Annotated in this window: 21 protein-coding genes, 1 pseudogene and 1 other annotated feature; of the genes and pseudogenes, 21 read left to right on the top strand and 1 reads right to left on the bottom strand. The window is 44.3% G+C overall.

Features of this window, described 5'->3' with window-relative positions; all coding sequences use genetic code 11:
- Positions 1 to 170: 170 nt before the first annotated feature.
- Positions 171 to 253, top strand: a sequence feature (ribosomal protein L21 leader region).
- Positions 254 to 272: 19 nt separating this feature from the next.
- The 13 genes from rplU (at position 273) to recN (ending at position 9,313) form a co-directional block, all read left to right on the top strand.
- On the top strand, positions 273 to 581 hold the full coding sequence (gene rplU / locus AB3112_RS01875) for a 50S ribosomal protein L21 (RefSeq protein ID WP_057909072.1): 309 nt from the start codon (positions 273 to 275) through the stop codon (positions 579 to 581).
- A gap of 21 nt (positions 582 to 602) precedes the next feature.
- Positions 603 to 938 carry a ribosomal-processing cysteine protease Prp gene (locus AB3112_RS01880; RefSeq protein WP_084975343.1) on the top strand — a complete coding sequence of 112 codons (336 nt, stop codon included), beginning with the start codon at positions 603 to 605 and terminating at the stop codon, positions 936 to 938.
- Between the two features lie 27 nt (positions 939 to 965).
- Entirely contained in the window at positions 966 to 1,259 is a 294-nt protein-coding gene (gene rpmA, locus AB3112_RS01885) for a 50S ribosomal protein L27 (protein ID WP_014940013.1), read from the top strand.
- A 159-nt stretch (positions 1,260 to 1,418) separates the two neighbouring features.
- Complete coding sequence (efp, locus tag AB3112_RS01890) at positions 1,419 to 1,979, top strand: elongation factor P (protein WP_057909074.1); 561 nt, start codon at positions 1,419 to 1,421, stop codon at positions 1,977 to 1,979.
- 32 nt (positions 1,980 to 2,011) lie between these two features.
- Complete coding sequence (locus AB3112_RS01895) at positions 2,012 to 2,449, top strand: Asp23/Gls24 family envelope stress response protein (protein WP_057909075.1); 438 nt, start codon at positions 2,012 to 2,014, stop codon at positions 2,447 to 2,449.
- Positions 2,449 to 2,862: a transcription antitermination factor NusB gene (nusB, locus tag AB3112_RS01900; protein WP_057909076.1), complete on the top strand. Its 414-nt coding sequence runs from the start codon at positions 2,449 to 2,451 to the stop codon at positions 2,860 to 2,862. The genes AB3112_RS01895 and nusB overlap by 1 nt, the downstream gene beginning before the upstream one ends.
- A 73-nt stretch (positions 2,863 to 2,935) precedes the next feature.
- Complete coding sequence (locus tag AB3112_RS01905; RefSeq protein ID WP_057909077.1) at positions 2,936 to 3,802, top strand: bifunctional 5,10-methylenetetrahydrofolate dehydrogenase/5,10-methenyltetrahydrofolate cyclohydrolase; 867 nt, start codon at positions 2,936 to 2,938, stop codon at positions 3,800 to 3,802.
- Entirely contained in the window at positions 3,792 to 5,135 is a 1,344-nt protein-coding gene (gene xseA / locus AB3112_RS01910; protein ID WP_057909078.1) for an exodeoxyribonuclease VII large subunit, read from the top strand. Before AB3112_RS01905 ends, xseA begins: the two co-directional genes overlap by 11 nt.
- Before the next feature lies 1 nt (position 5,136).
- Complete coding sequence (locus AB3112_RS01915; RefSeq protein ID WP_367333884.1) at positions 5,137 to 5,406, top strand: exodeoxyribonuclease VII small subunit; 270 nt, start codon at positions 5,137 to 5,139, stop codon at positions 5,404 to 5,406.
- On the top strand, positions 5,387 to 6,280 hold the full coding sequence (locus tag AB3112_RS01920; RefSeq protein WP_367333888.1) for a polyprenyl synthetase family protein: 894 nt from the start codon (positions 5,387 to 5,389) through the stop codon (positions 6,278 to 6,280). Before AB3112_RS01915 ends, AB3112_RS01920 begins: the two co-directional genes overlap by 20 nt.
- 1 nt (position 6,281) lies before the next feature.
- Positions 6,282 to 7,094 carry a TlyA family RNA methyltransferase gene (locus tag AB3112_RS01925; RefSeq protein ID WP_057909081.1) on the top strand — a complete coding sequence of 271 codons (813 nt, stop codon included), beginning with the start codon at positions 6,282 to 6,284 and terminating at the stop codon, positions 7,092 to 7,094.
- Between the two features lie 38 nt (positions 7,095 to 7,132).
- On the top strand, positions 7,133 to 7,594 hold the full coding sequence (locus AB3112_RS01930; protein ID WP_084975350.1) for an arginine repressor: 462 nt from the start codon (positions 7,133 to 7,135) through the stop codon (positions 7,592 to 7,594).
- Between the two features lie 18 nt (positions 7,595 to 7,612).
- Positions 7,613 to 9,313: a DNA repair protein RecN gene (gene recN, locus AB3112_RS01935; RefSeq protein WP_301469165.1), complete on the top strand. Its 1,701-nt coding sequence runs from the start codon at positions 7,613 to 7,615 to the stop codon at positions 9,311 to 9,313.
- Positions 9,314 to 9,419: 106 nt separating this feature from the next.
- Here the strand turns inward: recN and AB3112_RS01940 are convergent, their stop codons facing one another.
- Entirely contained in the window at positions 9,420 to 9,725 is a 306-nt protein-coding gene (locus AB3112_RS01940) for a hypothetical protein (RefSeq protein WP_084975353.1), read from the bottom strand.
- Between the two features lie 173 nt (positions 9,726 to 9,898).
- On the opposite strand from AB3112_RS01940, the gene gmk reads away from it, so the two are divergent.
- The 8 genes and pseudogenes from gmk to AB3112_RS01980 form a co-directional block, all read left to right on the top strand.
- Positions 9,899 to 10,513 carry a guanylate kinase gene (gmk, locus tag AB3112_RS01945; protein ID WP_057909085.1) on the top strand — a complete coding sequence of 205 codons (615 nt, stop codon included), beginning with the start codon at positions 9,899 to 9,901 and terminating at the stop codon, positions 10,511 to 10,513.
- Position 10,514: 1 nt separating this feature from the next.
- Positions 10,515 to 10,727 carry a DNA-directed RNA polymerase subunit omega gene (gene rpoZ / locus AB3112_RS01950; RefSeq protein WP_057909086.1) on the top strand — a complete coding sequence of 71 codons (213 nt, stop codon included), beginning with the start codon at positions 10,515 to 10,517 and terminating at the stop codon, positions 10,725 to 10,727.
- A gap of 145 nt (positions 10,728 to 10,872) precedes the next feature.
- Positions 10,873 to 12,081: a bifunctional phosphopantothenoylcysteine decarboxylase/phosphopantothenate--cysteine ligase CoaBC gene (gene coaBC, locus AB3112_RS01955; RefSeq protein WP_084975355.1), complete on the top strand. Its 1,209-nt coding sequence runs from the start codon at positions 10,873 to 10,875 to the stop codon at positions 12,079 to 12,081.
- A 17-nt stretch (positions 12,082 to 12,098) separates the two neighbouring features.
- On the top strand, positions 12,099 to 14,498 hold the full coding sequence (priA, locus tag AB3112_RS01960) for a primosomal protein N' (protein ID WP_367333885.1): 2,400 nt from the start codon (positions 12,099 to 12,101) through the stop codon (positions 14,496 to 14,498).
- Between the two features lie 25 nt (positions 14,499 to 14,523).
- The gene (gene fmt / locus AB3112_RS01965) at positions 14,524 to 15,468 is read left to right on the top strand and encodes a methionyl-tRNA formyltransferase (protein WP_367333886.1); all 945 of its coding nucleotides are present in this window, start codon (positions 14,524 to 14,526) and stop codon (positions 15,466 to 15,468) included.
- Positions 15,469 to 16,800: a 16S rRNA (cytosine(967)-C(5))-methyltransferase RsmB gene (rsmB, locus tag AB3112_RS01970; RefSeq protein WP_367333887.1), complete on the top strand. Its 1,332-nt coding sequence runs from the start codon at positions 15,469 to 15,471 to the stop codon at positions 16,798 to 16,800.
- Positions 16,801 to 16,814: 14 nt separating this feature from the next.
- On the top strand, positions 16,815 to 17,564 hold the full coding sequence (locus AB3112_RS01975; protein ID WP_057909091.1) for a Stp1/IreP family PP2C-type Ser/Thr phosphatase: 750 nt from the start codon (positions 16,815 to 16,817) through the stop codon (positions 17,562 to 17,564).
- Positions 17,557 to 17,749 (top strand): annotated as a pseudogene (locus tag AB3112_RS01980) (serine/threonine protein kinase); the annotation flags it as partial. The gene AB3112_RS01975 and the pseudogene AB3112_RS01980, both read left to right, overlap by 8 nt.

Genomic DNA, 17,749 nt, shown 5'->3' on the forward strand with positions numbered 1-17,749 from the left:
ATTCAGTATTTTACCGATTCTTCAACATCCATAAGGGAGAATGGCAAACATTTAGCTCAACGAAAATAAAAGAGCAGCCGTGGGTAGCGGTTGTTTTTTTATGCCAATCAACATTCCTATTGACGGACTGGCAACGATTATGTATACTAGTAACGTTGTAATTGTGGCTTCCACAGCTACAACCGCTCGATTCGAGCTATGAAGTTCCCAATACTGTTTGGGGCGCTTGGTTTCGGCGAGTCTAAGCAAATTTATGAGGAGGTGCACAAGATATGTACGCAGTTATTACTACAGGCGGTAAGCAATACAAGGTTTCCGAAGGCGATGCAATCTACATTGAAAAATTAGATGCAGACGAAGGCGCAAAGGTTACTTTTGATCAAGTTGTCATGGTCGGCGGCGATTCAGTTAAAGTTGGGACACCATTAGTTGATGGCGCATCAGTAACTGGAACTGTTGAAAAGCAGGGTCGTCAAAAGAAGATTACCATCTTCCGTTACAAGCCAAAGAAGGGCTCACGTTCAAAGAAGGGCCATCGTCAACCATATACAAAGGTTGTTATCGATTCAATCAAGGCATAATGTCTTTGAGGTGACTGATAAATGATTCAAGCTACCATTAAGCACTATCGGGGCCACGTTAGCGGATTTACGATAACCGGCCATGCCGATGCCGGTGAGTATGGACAAGATATTGTCTGTTCTGCCGTTTCAGTATTAAGCATTACCACAGTCAATGGCCTTCAAGAAGTTGTTGGCTTGGACGTTGATGTTGATAGTGATGATAAGAATGGCGGTTACTTATCGGTTGATGTCCCGATCGTTTCGGATTCTAAAAAAAGTATTCAGGCTGATGCAGTTTTGAATACTTTCGAGAACGGAATGGCGGACATCGCAACAAGTTATAGTCAGTATATTAAGTTAAATACAGCAAAATAAATCAATTCAATCTGGAGGTGTAAACCAATGTTAGCAATGAATTTACAATTCTTCTCTCACCATAAAGGTGGTGGATCAACTGCCAACGGTCGTAACTCAGCTGGTCGTCGTTTAGGTACGAAGGCTGCTGACGGTTCATCAGTTCACAGTGGATCAATCATCTATCGTCAACGTGGAACTCATATCTACCCAGGTAACAATGTTAAGCGTGGTAACGATGATACATTGTTTGCAGTAGTTGATGGAGTTGTTCGTTTCGAACGAAAAGGACGCGACAAGCGTCAGGTTTCAGTTTATCCAGTTGCTGAAGCTGCTAAATAACCCATTATATTTTGAATCAATCAGGAGGCTGGGACAAAACACATGTTTTGCATCCCAGCTTTTTGATTGTCCGGAATCACACAGCCGATTTAATTGGATATTTAGGCTCAAAGTATTATATAATCAATGTATGTTACTTTACATTTAGGAGGAACAACAATGGCAATTTCAACTGCTGATTTTAAGAATGGATTAACCATCGAGGTTGATCACGCAATTTGGAGAATTTTGAGTTTCCAACACGTTAAGCCTGGTAAGGGTGGTGCATTTGTCCGTTCAAAGCTTAAGAACCTGCGAACTGGCGCTGTTCAAGAAAAGACTTTCCGCGCAGGCGCTAAGATGGAACAGGCTCAAATTGACACCAAAAAGATGCAATACCTTTACGCTGATGGCGATCAACACGTTTTCATGGATATGGATACGTATGACCAAATTTCCATTCCAGCTGAACAAATTAAGAGTGAACTGAACTACCTTCAAGAAAACATGGCTGTTCAAGTCATCCAATATGGCAACGAAACCTTGGGAATTGAACTTCCAAACACCGTTACCCTTGAAGTTGCTGCAACAGAACCCGGCATCAAAGGTGATACGGCATCTGGTGGTTCCAAACCTGCAACAATGACGACCGGTTTGACACTTCAAGTACCATTCTTTGTGAACCAGGGCGACAAGCTGGTTATCAACACAACTGACGGTACTTACATTTCACGTGCATAAGCACCCGATTGGTCTGAAACGGAGGCTTTAAAATGGCTGAAGACACAAATATTACCCTTCATTCAAATGATTCTGCTCTCGGCAAGATTGAAATTGCTCAAAATGTGTTGGAAATCATTGCTGGTGTTGCGACGTCACAAATTGACGGCGTAAATCGGATGCGTGGTTCATTTTCAACCAGTGTTAACGAACTTTTGGGACGTCGGACAGAACATGGTAAGGGCGTTAATTTAACTTATAATGACGAAGAATTAACGGTCGACGTCTATGTTTACCTAAACTATGGCGTTTCCGTTCCAAAGGTTGCACTTCAAATTCAAAGCCAAGTTGAACAGCAGCTGTTGTTTATGACCGGCTTAAAAGTAACTGAAGTCAACGTTCACGTGCAAGGAGTCGTTCCGGAAAAGACAACCAGTACGGTCGATCCCAACAATCCTTTTGCCGACGAAGAAGAAAATGGTGAGGAATAGTGGAATTAACACGACACCAAATCAGAGAAATTGCGTTTCAAACACTTTTTGCCTTAAATACCAATGATCAAACCGATTGGAAGGACTTCTTCCAGGTTTTGACAAGTGGTCAGTATGGTGACGAGTACCCAGCCTATTTACATGACTTAATTGCCGGGGTTTTGGAACACAAATCTGAGATTGATCAAACAATTAAAAAGTATTTAGCTGCCAATTGGTCTTTAGAGCGGATTGCCCGAACTGACTTGATTATCTTGGAGATTGCCCTCTACGAGATGATTTACGTAGACGACCTTCCTGCCAAGGTTTCAATCAACGAAGCAATCGAGCTGGCTAAAAAATTTAGTGATGACCGTTCACGAAAATTTGTTAACGGGATTTTGTCACATGCTTTAGAAGAACTGGTAAAATAGATTTACACATGTGTAAATCTATTTTTTTGTACATATGATTTCAAGATGAAAATATAAAGGAGCGGTTTCAAACATGGCAACGATTATTGACGGAAGAGCACTTGCAAAGAAATTAAACGGGCAAACGAGTCAACGTGTTGAAAAGCTAAAGCAAGCACATGGAATGACACCGGAGCTGGTTGTCATTATTGTGGGGACTGATTCTGCGAGCCAGCGTTATGTTCGAAATAAGCACCGCACAGCTGAACGATTGGGAATTCGGTCGATCGTCAAGGAACTTCCTGAAAGTATTTCTCAAGAAGAATTATTGAACGTCGTCCGTCAGTATAACGAAGATCCGGAAGTCACCGGAATTTTAGTCCAAGATCCGCTTCCAAAACAAATTAATGAAAAATTAGTTACCAGATCCATCCTGCCTGAAAAAGACGTGGATGGTTTTCATCCGGTTAATGTTGGTAAGTTATTTTTAAACGATACCACGAAATATCCGGTTGCCTGCACGCCTAAGGGTGTTATGACGATGTTTGACGAATATCAAATTGATTTAAAGGGTAAGAATGCCGTGATGATTGGTCGAAGTGCCATTGTCGGCAAACCAATGGCCGCCTTGATGTTAAATGCCGGTGCCAGCGTATCAATTCTTCACCTGCTGACAAAAGATATTACCCAGTATACAAAGCAGGCTGATATCATTGTTTCGGCTACCGGCAGCCTGCACACACTGACCAAGAACGATGTTAAGCCCGGAGCTGTGGTGATCGATGTCGGTCAAAATATTAATGAAGCCGGTCATTTGGTAGGAGATGTTGACTACGATGATTTATTTGATGAAGTGTCTTACATCACGCCCGTTCCAGGTGGTGTCGGCCCAATGACCATTGCGACATTGATGCAGCAAACTGTTGATTTAGCAGAATGGAGCCTTGAACGTGACCAATGATTATCTAACTGTTAGCGCCTTAACAAAATATATTAAAAGAAAATTCGATGTTGATCCGTATTTATCTAAGGTATACCTCACTGGGGAAATTTCTAATTTCCGACTCAGGCCAAATGCCCACCAGTACTTTAGCTTGAAGGATGATAACGCCAAGATCAGCGCAATTATGTTCAAATCAGCGTTCAACCGCATAAAATTTACGCCTGAAGAGGGCATGAAAGTCCTGGTCGTTGGCCATATTTCTGTTTACGAGCCGACTGGAAGCTATCAAATATATGTTGAACAAATGGAACCGGATGGCGTCGGTCAACTCTACCAGGCTTATGAACAGTTGAAAAAGAAGCTGTCTTCTGAAGGCCTCTTTACACTGCCCAAAAAGCCATTGGTTAAATTTCCGAAGCGAATTGCGGTTGTGACGTCACCCAGTGGTGCGGTCATTCGAGACATCATCACAACGGTTCGAAGACGATATCCGATTGCACAAATCGTGCTGTTTCCAGCTTTGGTTCAAGGAACTGAAGCCAGCGCCGATATCGTTCGCCAGATCGAACGGGTCAATCAAATCGGCAATTTTGACACGCTGATTGTTGGACGTGGCGGAGGCTCGATTGAAGACCTCTGGCCCTTTAACGAAGAAATTGTCGCCCGAGCAATCGTTTCCAGCGAAGTTCCGGTCATTTCTTCTGTCGGACACGAAACCGATACGACAATTGCTGACCTGGTTGCTGACGTTCGGGCCGCAACACCAACGGCTGCGGCCGAGCTGGCGGTACCGCGGTTGGACCAGGTGTTGGTAGATCTCAAAACCACCCAAAATCGGGTGATCAATGCGGCTTATCAGGTGATTCAAGAAGATAAATTACGGCTAAAACGGCTTCAACAATCAACCGTGTTTACGTCACCGCAGCGAATTTACGAAACCTTTTCGCAACGCTTGGATTTGTTATCACAGCGATTGTACAACCAAGCGGATAAGATTACGGGGAAACGCAAAGAGCAATTTGCTGATTTAAAAATGCGCTTGAGATTAGTTGCACCGACTTATACGATTAAAGAACAACAGCAACGTTTAACGACGCTTCAAGGCCGTTTGGGTCGATCGACCACGCAAAACCTCAAGAACATCCGCCAGCACTACCAGATGTTGGTGGGGTCACTTGACCACTTGAGCCCATTGAAAATCCTCAGTAGAGGGTATACGTATACAACGGATGACAAGGGCAGATTTGTTAAACGCGTTTCTGACCTTAACAGTCAGACAATTGACGTCCATTTTAGCGATGGGACTGTTCACGCATCCGTTAACGACATTCATCCAAAAAAGGAGAATTAACATGGCTGACAAACAATCAGATAACAAAACATTCGAGAAAAAAATGAACGAGCTGGAGGCAATTGTTAACCAGCTGGAACAGGGAAATGTCTCCCTGGAAGAATCGATGGATAAATTTAAAGTCGGTATTCAATTGAGCGAGCAGCTCCAAGACACCCTCACCAAGGCCGAACATACGATGGCTAAAATGATGGATAAAGATGGCAATGAAGTCGACTTTGAGACGCCTCAGGATGAAAAGGATGATCAAAATGCCAACCAAGCTGACTGACTTTGAACGCCAATGGATACCCAAAATTAACCAGGTCCTTGAAACAGAAATCGCGGCCGATTCTGATCAGGCCACGTTAACCCAGGCGATGAGCTATTCTGTGAATGCTGGTGGCAAACGATTGCGACCATTACTCACTTTAGCCGTTATCTCAAGTCTCGGAGATCAAATTGACCACACGTTATTAAAAACGAGTTGTGCCCTTGAGTTAATGCATTCTTATTCATTAATCCATGATGATCTGCCAGCAATGGATAACGATGATTTGCGTCGTGGCAAAGCGACTAATCACGTCAAATTTGGTGCCGGAATGGCGACTTTAGCGGGAGACGCTCTTCAATCCCTTGCCTTTCAATGGTTAGTCGACAACGACTTGGATAGTCAAACCCAAGCAGCGTTAGCCTTAGCCATGTCAAAAGCTGCCGGCCCTCACGGAATGGCGTCCGGTCAAGCCGACGATATTGAATTTGTTGGCCACCAATTACCGCTTGAAGGATTACGAAAATTAGACCGGAACAAAACCGGTGCGCTCATCGTTTATGCGGTCAAGGCCGGTTTGATTATGGGTCGAGTCATCCCCGAAAAGCAGCAGTCATTATTGACCTTTGCTGAAAAGTTTGGGGAAGCTTACCAAATTTATGATGATATTTTAGATGTTGTGGGAACAGAAGCCCAAATCGGAAAGCCGGTCCACCAAGATGCCGGGAAGAACACCTTCCCCAATTTACTGGGATTGGATGGGTCATATGAAATGCTGGCCCAGACAGTCCAAGATGCCGAAGCGGCGTTACAACAGGCCCAAACGGAGCTTGGAATTGATACAGGACTGTTGGACGATTTTTGCGGTTATTTTAAAAATAAGGACGAAAAGTAAAATGGAAAAACAACGGGTCGATGTATTATTAGTGACACAAGGATTGTTTGATACCCGCGAACGGGCTAAAAGGGCGGTGATGGCCGGCGAAATTCTCGGGGATAATGAAGAACGGCTGGATAAACCGGGGATGAAGATTCCGGTGGACACAGACCTTCATTTAAAAGGCAAACCAATGCCTTATGTCAGTCGCGGCGGCTTGAAGCTGGAGAAGGCACTCACGACTTTTGGCATTGACGTCAAAGGGCTTACCGTGCTCGACATCGGGTCATCTACCGGTGGCTTTACGGACGTAATGCTGCAAAATGGTGCTAAGCTAAGCTACGCCCTGGACGTTGGCAGCAACCAATTGGTTTGGAAACTCCGAGAAGATCCCAGAGTGGTTGTAATGGAACACACGAATTTTCGGTACAGCAAGTTGGCCGATTTTACCCATGGCCGGCCACAGTTCGCGTCAATAGACGTTTCCTTTATCTCACTCGAATTGATTTTACCGCCGCTTAAAGAAATCATTGAGGACAATGGTCATGTCGTCGCCCTCATCAAGCCGCAATTTGAAGCGGGAAAGCAAAATGTCGGCAAACACGGCATTGTCCGCGACTCAGCGGTGCATCGGATGGTGCTGGAAAAGATCTTAAACTTTGCGGTTGAAAATGGCTATTCCGTCTTAAACCTTGATTATTCACCAATTAAGGGCGGTGCTGGCAACATCGAATTTCTGGTTGAACTTCAGTCGGTTGAAAATCCAGTGATGTCTGCAAAAGTTTCGATTGAAAAAGTGATTGAGAACGCTTATTCTGAATTAAAAGGATAATCTTGTATTTTTATTCAATTAATTAGGGGGGTGGCGTTATGCGTAAAAAAGAGCGGCAGCGACTGATCAAACAGTTGCTGACAAGTAATAATATTCAGCGTCAAGAAGATTTCGTTTCACTTCTGGAAGATCAGGGAATCAAGGTCACTCAGGCGACTGTTTCCAGAGATATTAAGGATATGCAGCTGGTAAAGGTGCCATCTGTAACCGGTGGTTATCGTTACAGTTTGCCGACGCAAAAAAATATTGACACGGAAAAAAAGCTGGTGCAAACAGTTCGAGATTCATTTGTTTCCGTCGATTCTCTAGACAAATTTGTTTATATGAAATTATTACCCGGAAGCGGTCCGGTCATCTCAAGCTTGCTTTACCAAATGAATTATAGTGGTATTTTTGGAACACTTGGCGACGATAATACAGTTTTGATTATTTGTAAGACAGATGCCGATGCGATAACGATTCGTGATCAGATTAATAACATGCTTGGAACAAATTCATGATCACTGAGAGGTTTATTTATGTTACTTGAATTATCAATTACTGATTTTGCAATTATTGAACACTTAGATATTGATTTTCAAGCCGGCATGACCGTTTTGACCGGGGAGACCGGCGCTGGAAAATCCATTATCATCGATGCTGTCGGACTACTTGTTGGCGGTCGGGGTTCGCATGATCTGATTCGGACCGGCGCCAACAAAGCCGTCATTCAGGGTAACTTCATTCTTCACAATGACAATCCGACATATGACGTATTGGATGATTTAGGCATTGACCATAGTGATGGCGCGATCATTATTGAGCGCGTGATTTTCGCCAACGGCCGCAATAGCTGCCGAGTTAACGGCATCATGGTCAATATCGCGACATTAAAACGAATTGGCGAAACGATTGTTGATATTCAGGGTCAAAATGATCATCAGGAATTGATGCGACCCGAACGGCACATTCAACTTTTGGATGATTTTGCCGAAGACCAGTTGGCCACAATTTTAGCCACTTACCAAGAAAAGTACGATCAGTTTATCAAACTTCGTAATTTGAACGAAAAAAAGCACCAAAATGAGAAGGAATGGGCTCAGCGAGTCGACATGCTCAAATTCCAGATCAAAGAAATTGAAGCTGCCGATCTTCATGAAAACGAGGATACTGATTTAGCGGCAGAGCGGGACCGTTTAAATAATTTTCAAAAGATCCACGATGCGCTTTTAGCCAGTTACGAGGGCATCAATGGCGATGAGGATGTCAGTGGTTCGATTGATTCGATCGGAACCGCCATGAGTTCGATGCAAGACATTGAAGACCTTGATCCGGAGTACAAGCAAATTTCAGATAATCTGTCCGGCGCTTTTTTTGCGTTGCAGGATGTTGCCAGTCAGATTTCTGATCAATTGAGTAACTTGGAGTTTGATCAGGATCGACTCGATCAAGTTGAACAGCGGCTGAGTACGATTTATCAGTTAAAGCACAAATATGGGGACTCGGTTTCACAGATTTTGGCATATTTGGCCAAGATTAAACAAGAACTCAAACAGATGTCGGGGGATGCTGAGGCCAACGATGACTTGGATAAACAGTTGGCGGGCATCAAGAAGGATTTGATCAAGGATGCCCAAAAGATTACCCTGATCCGGCAACAGTTTGCAAAGAAGTTGGAAACAGCGGTTCATAAGCAGCTGGCTGATTTATATATGGATAAGGCGGTTTTTGAAGTCAACATCCAACAAAATCGGGTTTTGAACCGGCTGGGAGCAGATCGGGTTGAGTTTTATATTCAAACCAATCCGGGCGAAAAGATGCTTCCGTTGGTCAAATCAGCTTCTGGTGGTGAATTGTCGCGGATTATGCTGGCCTTAAAGACCATGTTTGCCAAAGCGGCCGGTGTGACATCGATTATTTTTGATGAGGTCGACACTGGTGTTTCCGGGCGGGTGGCCCAGGCGATTGGCAATAAAATCTATACGATTTCGCAAAAATCTCAAGTATTATGTATTACACATTTGCCGCAGGTTGCAGCGATGAGTGATCACCACTACCTTATCGAAAAACAAATTTCAGATAACCGGACAACCACGACAATTACCGAACTGTCGAAGTCTCAAAGTGTTGCGGAAATATCACGGATGCTTTCCGGGACCGCCATCACCAAATTAACCAAGGAACACGCCGGGGAGTTATTAAAGCTGGCGGACGAAGAAAAGGCCAAAATTAGGAATTGATGCTAACCGGAACGTCACCTGACGTTTAAATAAGATTTCACTCTTTAAAGTCCACAATAAAAAGGGGACCCGGCAAAAACGTCGGGCCCCCTTACAGTTAACTTGATTAATATTTTTTGATTGCCTTAATTTCAGCAATCGTGACAATTCGACTCAACCGATTGTCATCGGAAGTCAGTAAGTAACGGTCATCGGAAAGTTTTCGGAGATATCCGGACTGTTCTTCGAGTTGGTCGTTAAATTCAATCGTAATTGGAAAATGGTTTTCAAGTGTCTGCTTGATAAAATAATTCAACTGGAAAGTTGGCATTTGTTTGATCTGATGGGTATCTCTAACGATTTCGAAGAAGCGGTCGTAGTTGTCTTTGAATGTTTTGGTTATTTCTGAAAAGTAGGATTGTTTATTCTGCATGTTTGTTCACCCCGAACGTTTGTTTGTGCTTTTATTATACGAACATTCGTTCTAAAGTGCAACCCCTAATTTAAAATCCGCTCAATTTGGACCAAACAGTTCGAAGGGCTTGTCAAATCAGCTAAAAAGGGCGATAATAATGAGTACTACAAATAATTGAAGGGATTTTTTCGATGGCTAAAAGAGGAATGTTGATTGTGTTATCCGGACCGTCCGGAGTTGGCAAAGGAACGGTACGAAAAGCGTTATTTGAAGAGCCGGATGTTGACTTTGAATATTCAACATCGATGACAACCAGAAAACCGCGTGACGGCGAAAAAAACGGTGTCGATTATTACTTTGTCTCAAAAGAGCAATTCGAAGAAAATATCCAAAACGGCGAAATGCTCGAGTATGCCAAATATGTTGATAATTACTACGGGACGCCGTTAAAATACGTCAATGAGACTTTGGAATCCGGCAAAGACGTTTTCCTCGAAATCGAAGTAAACGGTGCAATGCAGGTTCGAGCAAACGTCCCCGACGCGGTGTTTGTTTTCTTAACGCCACCAGATTTAATGGAACTAAAGCATCGTCTGGTCGGTCGTGGAACCGACAAAATGGACGTCATCAACAAGCGGGTTAAAAAAGCCGTTGGTGAAATCAGTATGATGCGAAACTATGATTACGCTGTTTTAAACGACAAGGTTCCTTTGGCCGTTGACAGAATCAAGTCAATTATTAAAAGTGAACGATTAAAAGTTGCTCGGGTCATGCCCGACTATGAATCAATGTTAGGAGATAAATAATATGTTACTTTACCCATCTGTTGATAAGCTTTTGGATCAAATTGATTCCCGGTATTCTTTGATTGCGCTTGCCAGTAAACGCGCACATGAATTAGATTCCGGTGCAAAGCCATTACTTGATAGCTACAAGTCACAAAAATCAGTTGGAAAAGCACTGGAAGAAATTTCTGCCGGCGTTTTGAAAATTGACCCCAAAGAAAAAGATTTCGATTAGAGATTCGACCATCGGGACTGGGACAAAACATCCGTTTTGTACCCGGTCCCTTTGTGTTTGGTCCACTGATTATTGAAAGGTCTCTGCTTTTTATCTACTCAAGATTTGGTACAATAAAAGATGAAATCTGAAACGGGGTGAAAAGATGTTCCAAAATAAAAATGTCGTGTTGTTTGTGACTGGAAGTATTGCGTCATATAAATCATTGACGCTCGCTCGATTGTTGGTTAAGAATCACAATCAGGTTCATGTCGTGATGAGTGATGCCGCGCAACAATTTGTAACGCCACTGGCTTTTCAAACGGTCAGTAAGCAGCATGTCTTAACCAATGACTTTGCCAGTCCGGATCCTGCGGCCATTCCGCACGTCTACACGGCAGATCACGCCGATTTGGCAATTGTGGCACCCGCTTCTGCTAATACAATTGCTAAAATGGCCAACGGAATTGCCGATAATGTGGTGACGTCAACCTTGTTAACGATAACGGCGCCCATCTTTGTCATCCCGGCAATGAACAGTCATATGTTCGAAAATAGTGCGACGCAACGAAATATTGAGACGCTAAAAAAAGCTGGGATTCACGTGATGGACCCGGCAGCCGGTTTCCTGGCAGAGGGGTATTCCGGCCGCGGCCGAATGCCCGAACCAGACGAAATCCTCACTTATGTTAATCAGCACTTACAGGCACCCAAGGGATCTTTGCAGGGTCGTAAAGTTGTCGTGACGGCAGGTGGTACCCGCGAGCCACTGGATCCGGTCCGATATTTAACCAATCGGTCTTCGGGAAAAATGGGCTTTGCGGTTGCCAAGGCAGCTCAACGTGCCGGTGCCGATGTGACCTTAATTGCTGCTAATCCGACACTTGAAGCGCCTGAGGGCATTCACTTAGTCAAAGTACAAACTGCAGCGGAACTGCTTGAAGCCGTTCAACGTGAATTCTCAGATGCCGATGTTTTGGTGATGGCTGCCGCTGTTGCGGATTATCGGCCAGCAGAAGTTGTTGATCATAAAATTAAAAAAAACGCTGATAACCAAACAATGTCTTTGAAATTAGTCCGTAATCCAGATATCCTTCAAACCCTTGCACCCACTAAGCGGGCGAACCAATTGATGATTGGCTTTGCGGCTGAAACAAATGATTTAATCAAAAACGCTGAAAAAAAGATTCAATCTAAAAAGCTGGATCTGATTGTGGCCAATGACGTTTCACAAACCAGTATCGGCTTTAATTCTGACAATAATCAGGTCACTTTTTTGTTTGGAGACGGTAGGCAAGTGAAAACGCCTGTTGAAAGCAAACAAAAAGTCGCCGACCAGTTGATTGAAATAGTCGCTGAAGAATTTAAAAGCTAGCGAAAGGAGAATCTGCCTTGCAGGTTGCACAAATTATCGTTGACGTGCCAACGCGCCAAACCAATAATGCCTATAGTTATTCGATTCCGGATCACTTAGTTGATCAAATCGAGCCTGGAATGCGGGTTCAGGTTCCTTTTGGTAACCGGAAAATTACTGGTTTTGTGGTTGGCATTTCAGATGATTCCAGTTATGACGGCAAATTAAAGCCGATCGCCTCTCTGGTGGACCTTTCACCGGTCATCAATCCTGAGTTGCTCGACTTGGCTTCATGGCTGGCTGACCAAACGTACTCATTTCAAATCAGCTGTCTGCAGACGATGCTTCCCGGTGGGATGCGGACAAAAAATAAAAAGAAATTAATCGCCAAAAATAGCCAGGTGATCGACCAATTCCCAGAAATATTTCACGGCCAACAAGAAATTGACTATAACCGGCAGCAATACGACAATGCAACGTTGAGCAAGATTTTAGCAGGCCAGAAAAACGGTGATATCCAAGTTGAATATGATTTGACGAACCACGCGCGGCCAATCATGCTTAAAGCCTATCAAGGTAATCTGAATGCAAAACAAGTTGATGAAGTTCGCCAAACGGTCCGTAAAAATGCAGTGGGCCAACTCAAATTGTTGTCGCTTATTAAGCAACAGCCGGATACGGTTTTTTTAGTTTCCGACTTGGCTTCAAAGGGGATTACGTCGTCAACGCTTAAAAATGCCGAAGCTAAAGGTTGGGTGGTCGCCAAATTAAAGCGACATATCCGCAATCCATTTATGCGCCCGGCTAAAAAAAGTCAGCCGTTACAATTGAATGCCGACCAGCAGGCGGCTGTCTCTTCTATCAACGAAGCGATTGGCGCTCAAAAAGACCAAGTCTTCTTGCTCGAAGGGGTTACCGGATCCGGAAAAACCGAGGTCTATCTGCAATCGATCGCCCACGCCTTGAGTCTGGGAAGAACGGCCTTAATGCTGGTTCCGGAAATTACCTTGACCCCTCAGATTGTCAGTCGGATTCGCAGCCGGTTTGGCAATCAAGTTGCAATGCTTCACAGCGCGATGTCAAGTGGTGAGCGCTACGATGAATGGCAGCGGATTAACACCGGCAAAGCAAAAGTGGTCGTGGGTGTTCGATCCGCAATTTTTGCGCCGCTTCAAAATATCGGCTTAATTATTATGGACGAAGAACACGACAGCAGTTATAAGCAAGCCGATAACCCAAGGTATCAGACCCGAGACGTGGCCAAATGGCGCGCCGCATACAATCATTGTCCGGTTGTTCTGGGAAGTGCCACCCCATCATTAGAATCCCGTGCGCGAGCAATGAAGGGGGTCTATGAGCTGTTGAGCTTACCACATCGAATTAACCGGCAGGCACTTCCTCATGTCTCAATTATTGATATGAAAATCGAAATGGCCAAGCACCATGAAGCTTTGTCGACTCAATTAAAGGATGCCATTCAAGTCAGACTGGATAAGCACGAACAAATTATTTTGCTGCTCAATCGGCGGGGGTATTCAGCATTTTTGATGTGCAGGGACTGTGGCTACGTGCCGCGATGCCCCAACTGTGATATCTCGCTGACGATGCACAAAGATACCCACACGTTAAATTGTCATTACTGTGGTCACACAGAGCCGATTCCGACTGCTTGTCCACAATGTCACAGTAAGCGAATCGGGTTTTACGGAATGGGCAGCCAGCAACTCGAAGAACAGGTCAAAAATCTGTTTCCGACTGCGCGGGTCCTTCGAATGGATGTCGATACAACTCGCAAGAAGGGCGCCCACGAAGCCATTATTGATCAATTTGGCGCTCATAAAGCTGATATCTTGTTGGGAACGCAGATGATCGCCAAGGGGCTGGACTTCCCCGAGGTGACGTTAGTCGGTGTATTGAATGCTGATTCGGCACTGCAGTTTCCGGATTTTCGCTCCAGTGAACGGACGTTTGAGTTGCTCACCCAGGTATCGGGACGATCCGGGCGGGCGGATAAATCCGGTGAAGTGATCATCCAAACGTTTAATCCTGATCATTACGCCATCCGGTTGGCAAAAACGCAAGATTACGAGAAGTTTTACGCCACTGAGATGCGAATCCGCCATGACGGTAAGTATCCACCGTATTACTTTACCGTGAAACTGACCGGAAATTCTGCCAGTGAAAATCAGACGGTTTCCGAAATGTTTGGTATTCTGAATTTTTTAAAGAAACAGTTATCTTCCAACGCGATTATCTTAGGGCCAACCCCTAAGGTGATTACCCGGATCAATAACCAGTATTACTACCAGATTATTATCAAATATCGGAAGGAACCCAACCTTAAAGCCGCTTTGGATGAAATCCTTGTCCAATCGCAAAAAAAGCAGCGGCGGGGAATTCAAATTGCGATTGATAATGAACCGCTTGATTTTATGTAACGAAAGATGAAAGGAAACGATTACTTTGACTACTGTAGTATTTATGGGAACGCCGCAGTTTGCGGTTCCAATTCTTCAAGGATTAATTGATCATCACTATGACATTTTGTGTGTCGTAACTCAGCCTGATCGACCGGTCGGCAGAAAGCACCAAATTCAGCAAAGCCCCGTCAAACAAGCTGCCGTCAAGAATCAAATTGCCGTTTTTCAACCGGAAAAATTAAGTGGCAGCCCGGAAATGCAACGGGTGATCGATTTTCATCCGGATTTGATTGTGACAGCCGCATACGGTCAATTTTTGCCGTCCAAGATGCTGAATGCGGTGAAAGTGGCCGCCGTTAACGTTCACGGCTCACTGTTACCCAAGTATCGCGGTGGCGCTCCTGTGCAATACGCCATTATGAACGGCGATAAGGAAACCGGCATCAGCTTGATTTACATGGTCAAAAAAATGGATGCCGGCGATATTTTGGCACAACAGGCCGTTAAGATCACTGACGATGATGATACTGAATCGATGTTTGAAAAATTAAGCTTGGTTGGGCGGGATTTGTTGCTCGACACCTTACCCAAAGTGCTCTCTGGAGACGTTCAGCCGGTTAAACAGGTAGAAGATGAAGTCGTCTTTTCACCGAACATCAAGCCGGAAGAAGAGGCATTAGACTTTAATCAAACTGCTTTTATGGTCAACGCCAAAGTCCGGGCACTGCGTCCGGATCCGGTAGCTTATACCGAAATCAGCGGCAAACGGACCAAAATTTGGAAGGCTGAAGTCAGTGACCAGCAAACAGATTTGGCCCCCGGTTCTGTAGTTGCCAAAGATAAGCATCATTTGTATTTAGCCGCTGGGAAGGGCACTGTCCTTTCAATTTTGGAGATTCAGCCTGCCGGCAAACCAAAGCAACAAATTACAGACTACTTAAATGGGATTGGTCAGACGCTTACCGTTGGCCAAAAGGTGATTAAATAAATGAAATATACAACAAATAATCCTCGCCAACTGGCTGTCATGACGTTGGTTCGAACCAGTAGTGGTTCATATTCCAACTTACAAATTAATGCAGTCATTCAATCAACTTCAATGGGGGCAGCTGATAAAGCACTGTTTACCAACATTGTGTACGGTGTTATTCAACATCGATTAACACTTGAATATCAATTGCGCCCATTTTTGCGCGACCCCGAAAAGACTGAAAATTGGGTCAAAGAATTGCTTTATACCGCAATGTATCAGCTTGAGTATCTCGATCGGGTTCCCAAACGGGCGATCTTTGATGAAACCATTAAAATTGCCAAAGTGATGGGCCATGACGGCACGCGAAGGTTTGTGACCGGCATTTTGCATCAAATGGATCGTAAGGGCACGCCAAAGTTAGCGGATATTCAAGACGAAAAGACCCGCTTATCCGTTGAATACAGTGTTCCAACCTGGCTGGTTGACATGCTGCAACAACAGTTGGGCGACAAAAAGACCACCTCGATTCTTGCATCCCTCAACAAAGCCCCCAAGCAATCCGTTCGCACAAATACGGCCAAGATCTCACGCGATCATCTTTTGGAAGACCTGGCTAAAAATGGGTTTGATGCGGAGCCCAGTGAAGTTTCAAGTGAAGGAATCATCATTAATGACGGCCAAATTGTCCATAGCGATTTCTTTGAGGATGGCTTGTTAACCATTCAGGATGAAAGTGCCATGCTGCCGGTAGAATCAATGACAATTAACGAAGCTGATACGATTTTGGATGCCTGTAGTGCGCCTGGCGGAAAAACCACTCAGATTGCAAGTCGACTTGACGACGGCAAGGTATTTGCGCTGGATATTCATAAAAACAAACTCAAGACCGTCATGCGAAATGCCACGCGTCTTGGCGTGTACAAGAACGTGGAAACATTTGAGCTGGATGCCAGAAAAGTTGACAGCAAGTTCGAAGATGGCATGTTTGACGCAGTCCTCGTCGATGCACCGTGTTCCGGCTTGGGTCTCTTGCGTCGAAAACCGGAGATTAGATATGACAAAACAGTTGCCGATATTGACCGGTTGAGCAACATTCAGCTGCAAATTTTAAATGCGGTTTCTACAAAAGTCAAAACTGGTGGTACTATTACATATAGTACTTGTACGATTGTGAAACAAGAAAATCAGGACGTTATTGAGAAGTTCATTGCGGCTAATCCCAACTTTGAAGTGACAAAAACCAAGACGGAACGAAACCTTAACCCTGACAGTGACATGGTCCAAATTTATCCCGATGATTATGATTCTGACGGATTCTTTGTTTGTTCTCTTATTCGGAAATCTTAACGGAGTTGATTAACTTGCAAATTGCTTATCAGTCCTCGACCGGCAAAGTTCGTGACAAAAACGAAGATGCCGTCGGCGCATTTAAAAATAAAAACGGCTTGATTCTCGCCTTAATTACTGATGGTATTGGCGGCAATAATGCTGGCGAAGTGGCTTCTCAAATGGTTGTCAGTCATATGGGAGAAAGCTTTGAACAAACTGAGATTTCGAGCCTGGATAAAATTGAAACCTGGTTTGAAAATCAACTTGCCAAGGAAAATTCAGCCATCATTGACGAATCAAACACAGATACGCGGCTGCACGGCATGGGCACGACAATTGTGGCGGCCTTAATCGACGGTAAGCAAAGTTTGATTGCCAATATCGGAGACAGCCGCGGCTACGTGTACTCGGATGGGCAGTTTATCCAAATTACCGAAGATCATTCCTACGTCAATGAGTTAGTTAAACACGGTGACATCACGCCTGATCAAGCCAAAACCAATCCTTACAAAAATATTATTACCAAAAGTCTCGGAATCAATAATGATTCAGCAGCCGATTTTAGGCCATACACCGCCAAGCCGGGTGATCAGATTATGCTGTGTACCGACGGGCTGACCAATATGGTGGACGATGCCGATATCGAAAAAGTGTTGGCCATGGATGAAGAACTGCAGTCCAAATGTGATATGCTGATTGATTTGGCCAATGAAAACGGTGGCTTGGACAATATCACCATTTTAATTGCCCGTTACGATTCGGAGGTGGTCGCCGATGAATAAAGGCTATGTGTTAAATGGTCGTTATGAAATTATCGGCCGCTTGGGCGAAGGTGGAATGGCTGACGTCTATTTGGCTGAAGACCTTATTTTAAAGCGGAAGGTTGCCGTTAAATTATTGCGGTTGGATTTTCGAGATAATCCTAAAGCAAAGAAACGCTTCCAACATGAAGCCATGGCGGCAACAC

Source organism: Lentilactobacillus sp. (assembly GCF_040773105.1).
GTDB classification, from domain to species: domain Bacteria; phylum Bacillota; class Bacilli; order Lactobacillales; family Lactobacillaceae; genus Lentilactobacillus; species Lentilactobacillus parabuchneri.

Coding starts and splice junctions, on each gene's coding strand:
- rplU (WP_057909072.1), top strand. CDS start 273: ATGTACGCAGTTATTACTACAGGCGGTAAGCAATACAAGGTTTCCGAA.
- AB3112_RS01880 (WP_084975343.1), top strand. CDS start 603: ATGATTCAAGCTACCATTAAGCACTATCGGGGCCACGTTAGCGGATTT.
- rpmA (WP_014940013.1), top strand. CDS start 966: ATGTTAGCAATGAATTTACAATTCTTCTCTCACCATAAAGGTGGTGGA.
- efp (WP_057909074.1), top strand. CDS start 1,419: ATGGCAATTTCAACTGCTGATTTTAAGAATGGATTAACCATCGAGGTT.
- AB3112_RS01895 (WP_057909075.1), top strand. CDS start 2,012: ATGGCTGAAGACACAAATATTACCCTTCATTCAAATGATTCTGCTCTC.
- AB3112_RS01905 (WP_057909077.1), top strand. CDS start 2,936: ATGGCAACGATTATTGACGGAAGAGCACTTGCAAAGAAATTAAACGGG.
- AB3112_RS01915 (WP_367333884.1), top strand. CDS start 5,137: ATGGCTGACAAACAATCAGATAACAAAACATTCGAGAAAAAAATGAAC.
- AB3112_RS01920 (WP_367333888.1), top strand. CDS start 5,387: ATGCCAACCAAGCTGACTGACTTTGAACGCCAATGGATACCCAAAATT.
- AB3112_RS01925 (WP_057909081.1), top strand. CDS start 6,282: ATGGAAAAACAACGGGTCGATGTATTATTAGTGACACAAGGATTGTTT.
- AB3112_RS01930 (WP_084975350.1), top strand. CDS start 7,133: ATGCGTAAAAAAGAGCGGCAGCGACTGATCAAACAGTTGCTGACAAGT.
- recN (WP_301469165.1), top strand. CDS start 7,613: ATGTTACTTGAATTATCAATTACTGATTTTGCAATTATTGAACACTTA.
- AB3112_RS01940 (WP_084975353.1), bottom strand. CDS start 9,725: ATGCAGAATAAACAATCCTACTTTTCAGAAATAACCAAAACATTCAAA.
- gmk (WP_057909085.1), top strand. CDS start 9,899: ATGGCTAAAAGAGGAATGTTGATTGTGTTATCCGGACCGTCCGGAGTT.
- rpoZ (WP_057909086.1), top strand. CDS start 10,515: ATGTTACTTTACCCATCTGTTGATAAGCTTTTGGATCAAATTGATTCC.
- coaBC (WP_084975355.1), top strand. CDS start 10,873: ATGTTCCAAAATAAAAATGTCGTGTTGTTTGTGACTGGAAGTATTGCG.
- rsmB (WP_367333887.1), top strand. CDS start 15,469: ATGAAATATACAACAAATAATCCTCGCCAACTGGCTGTCATGACGTTG.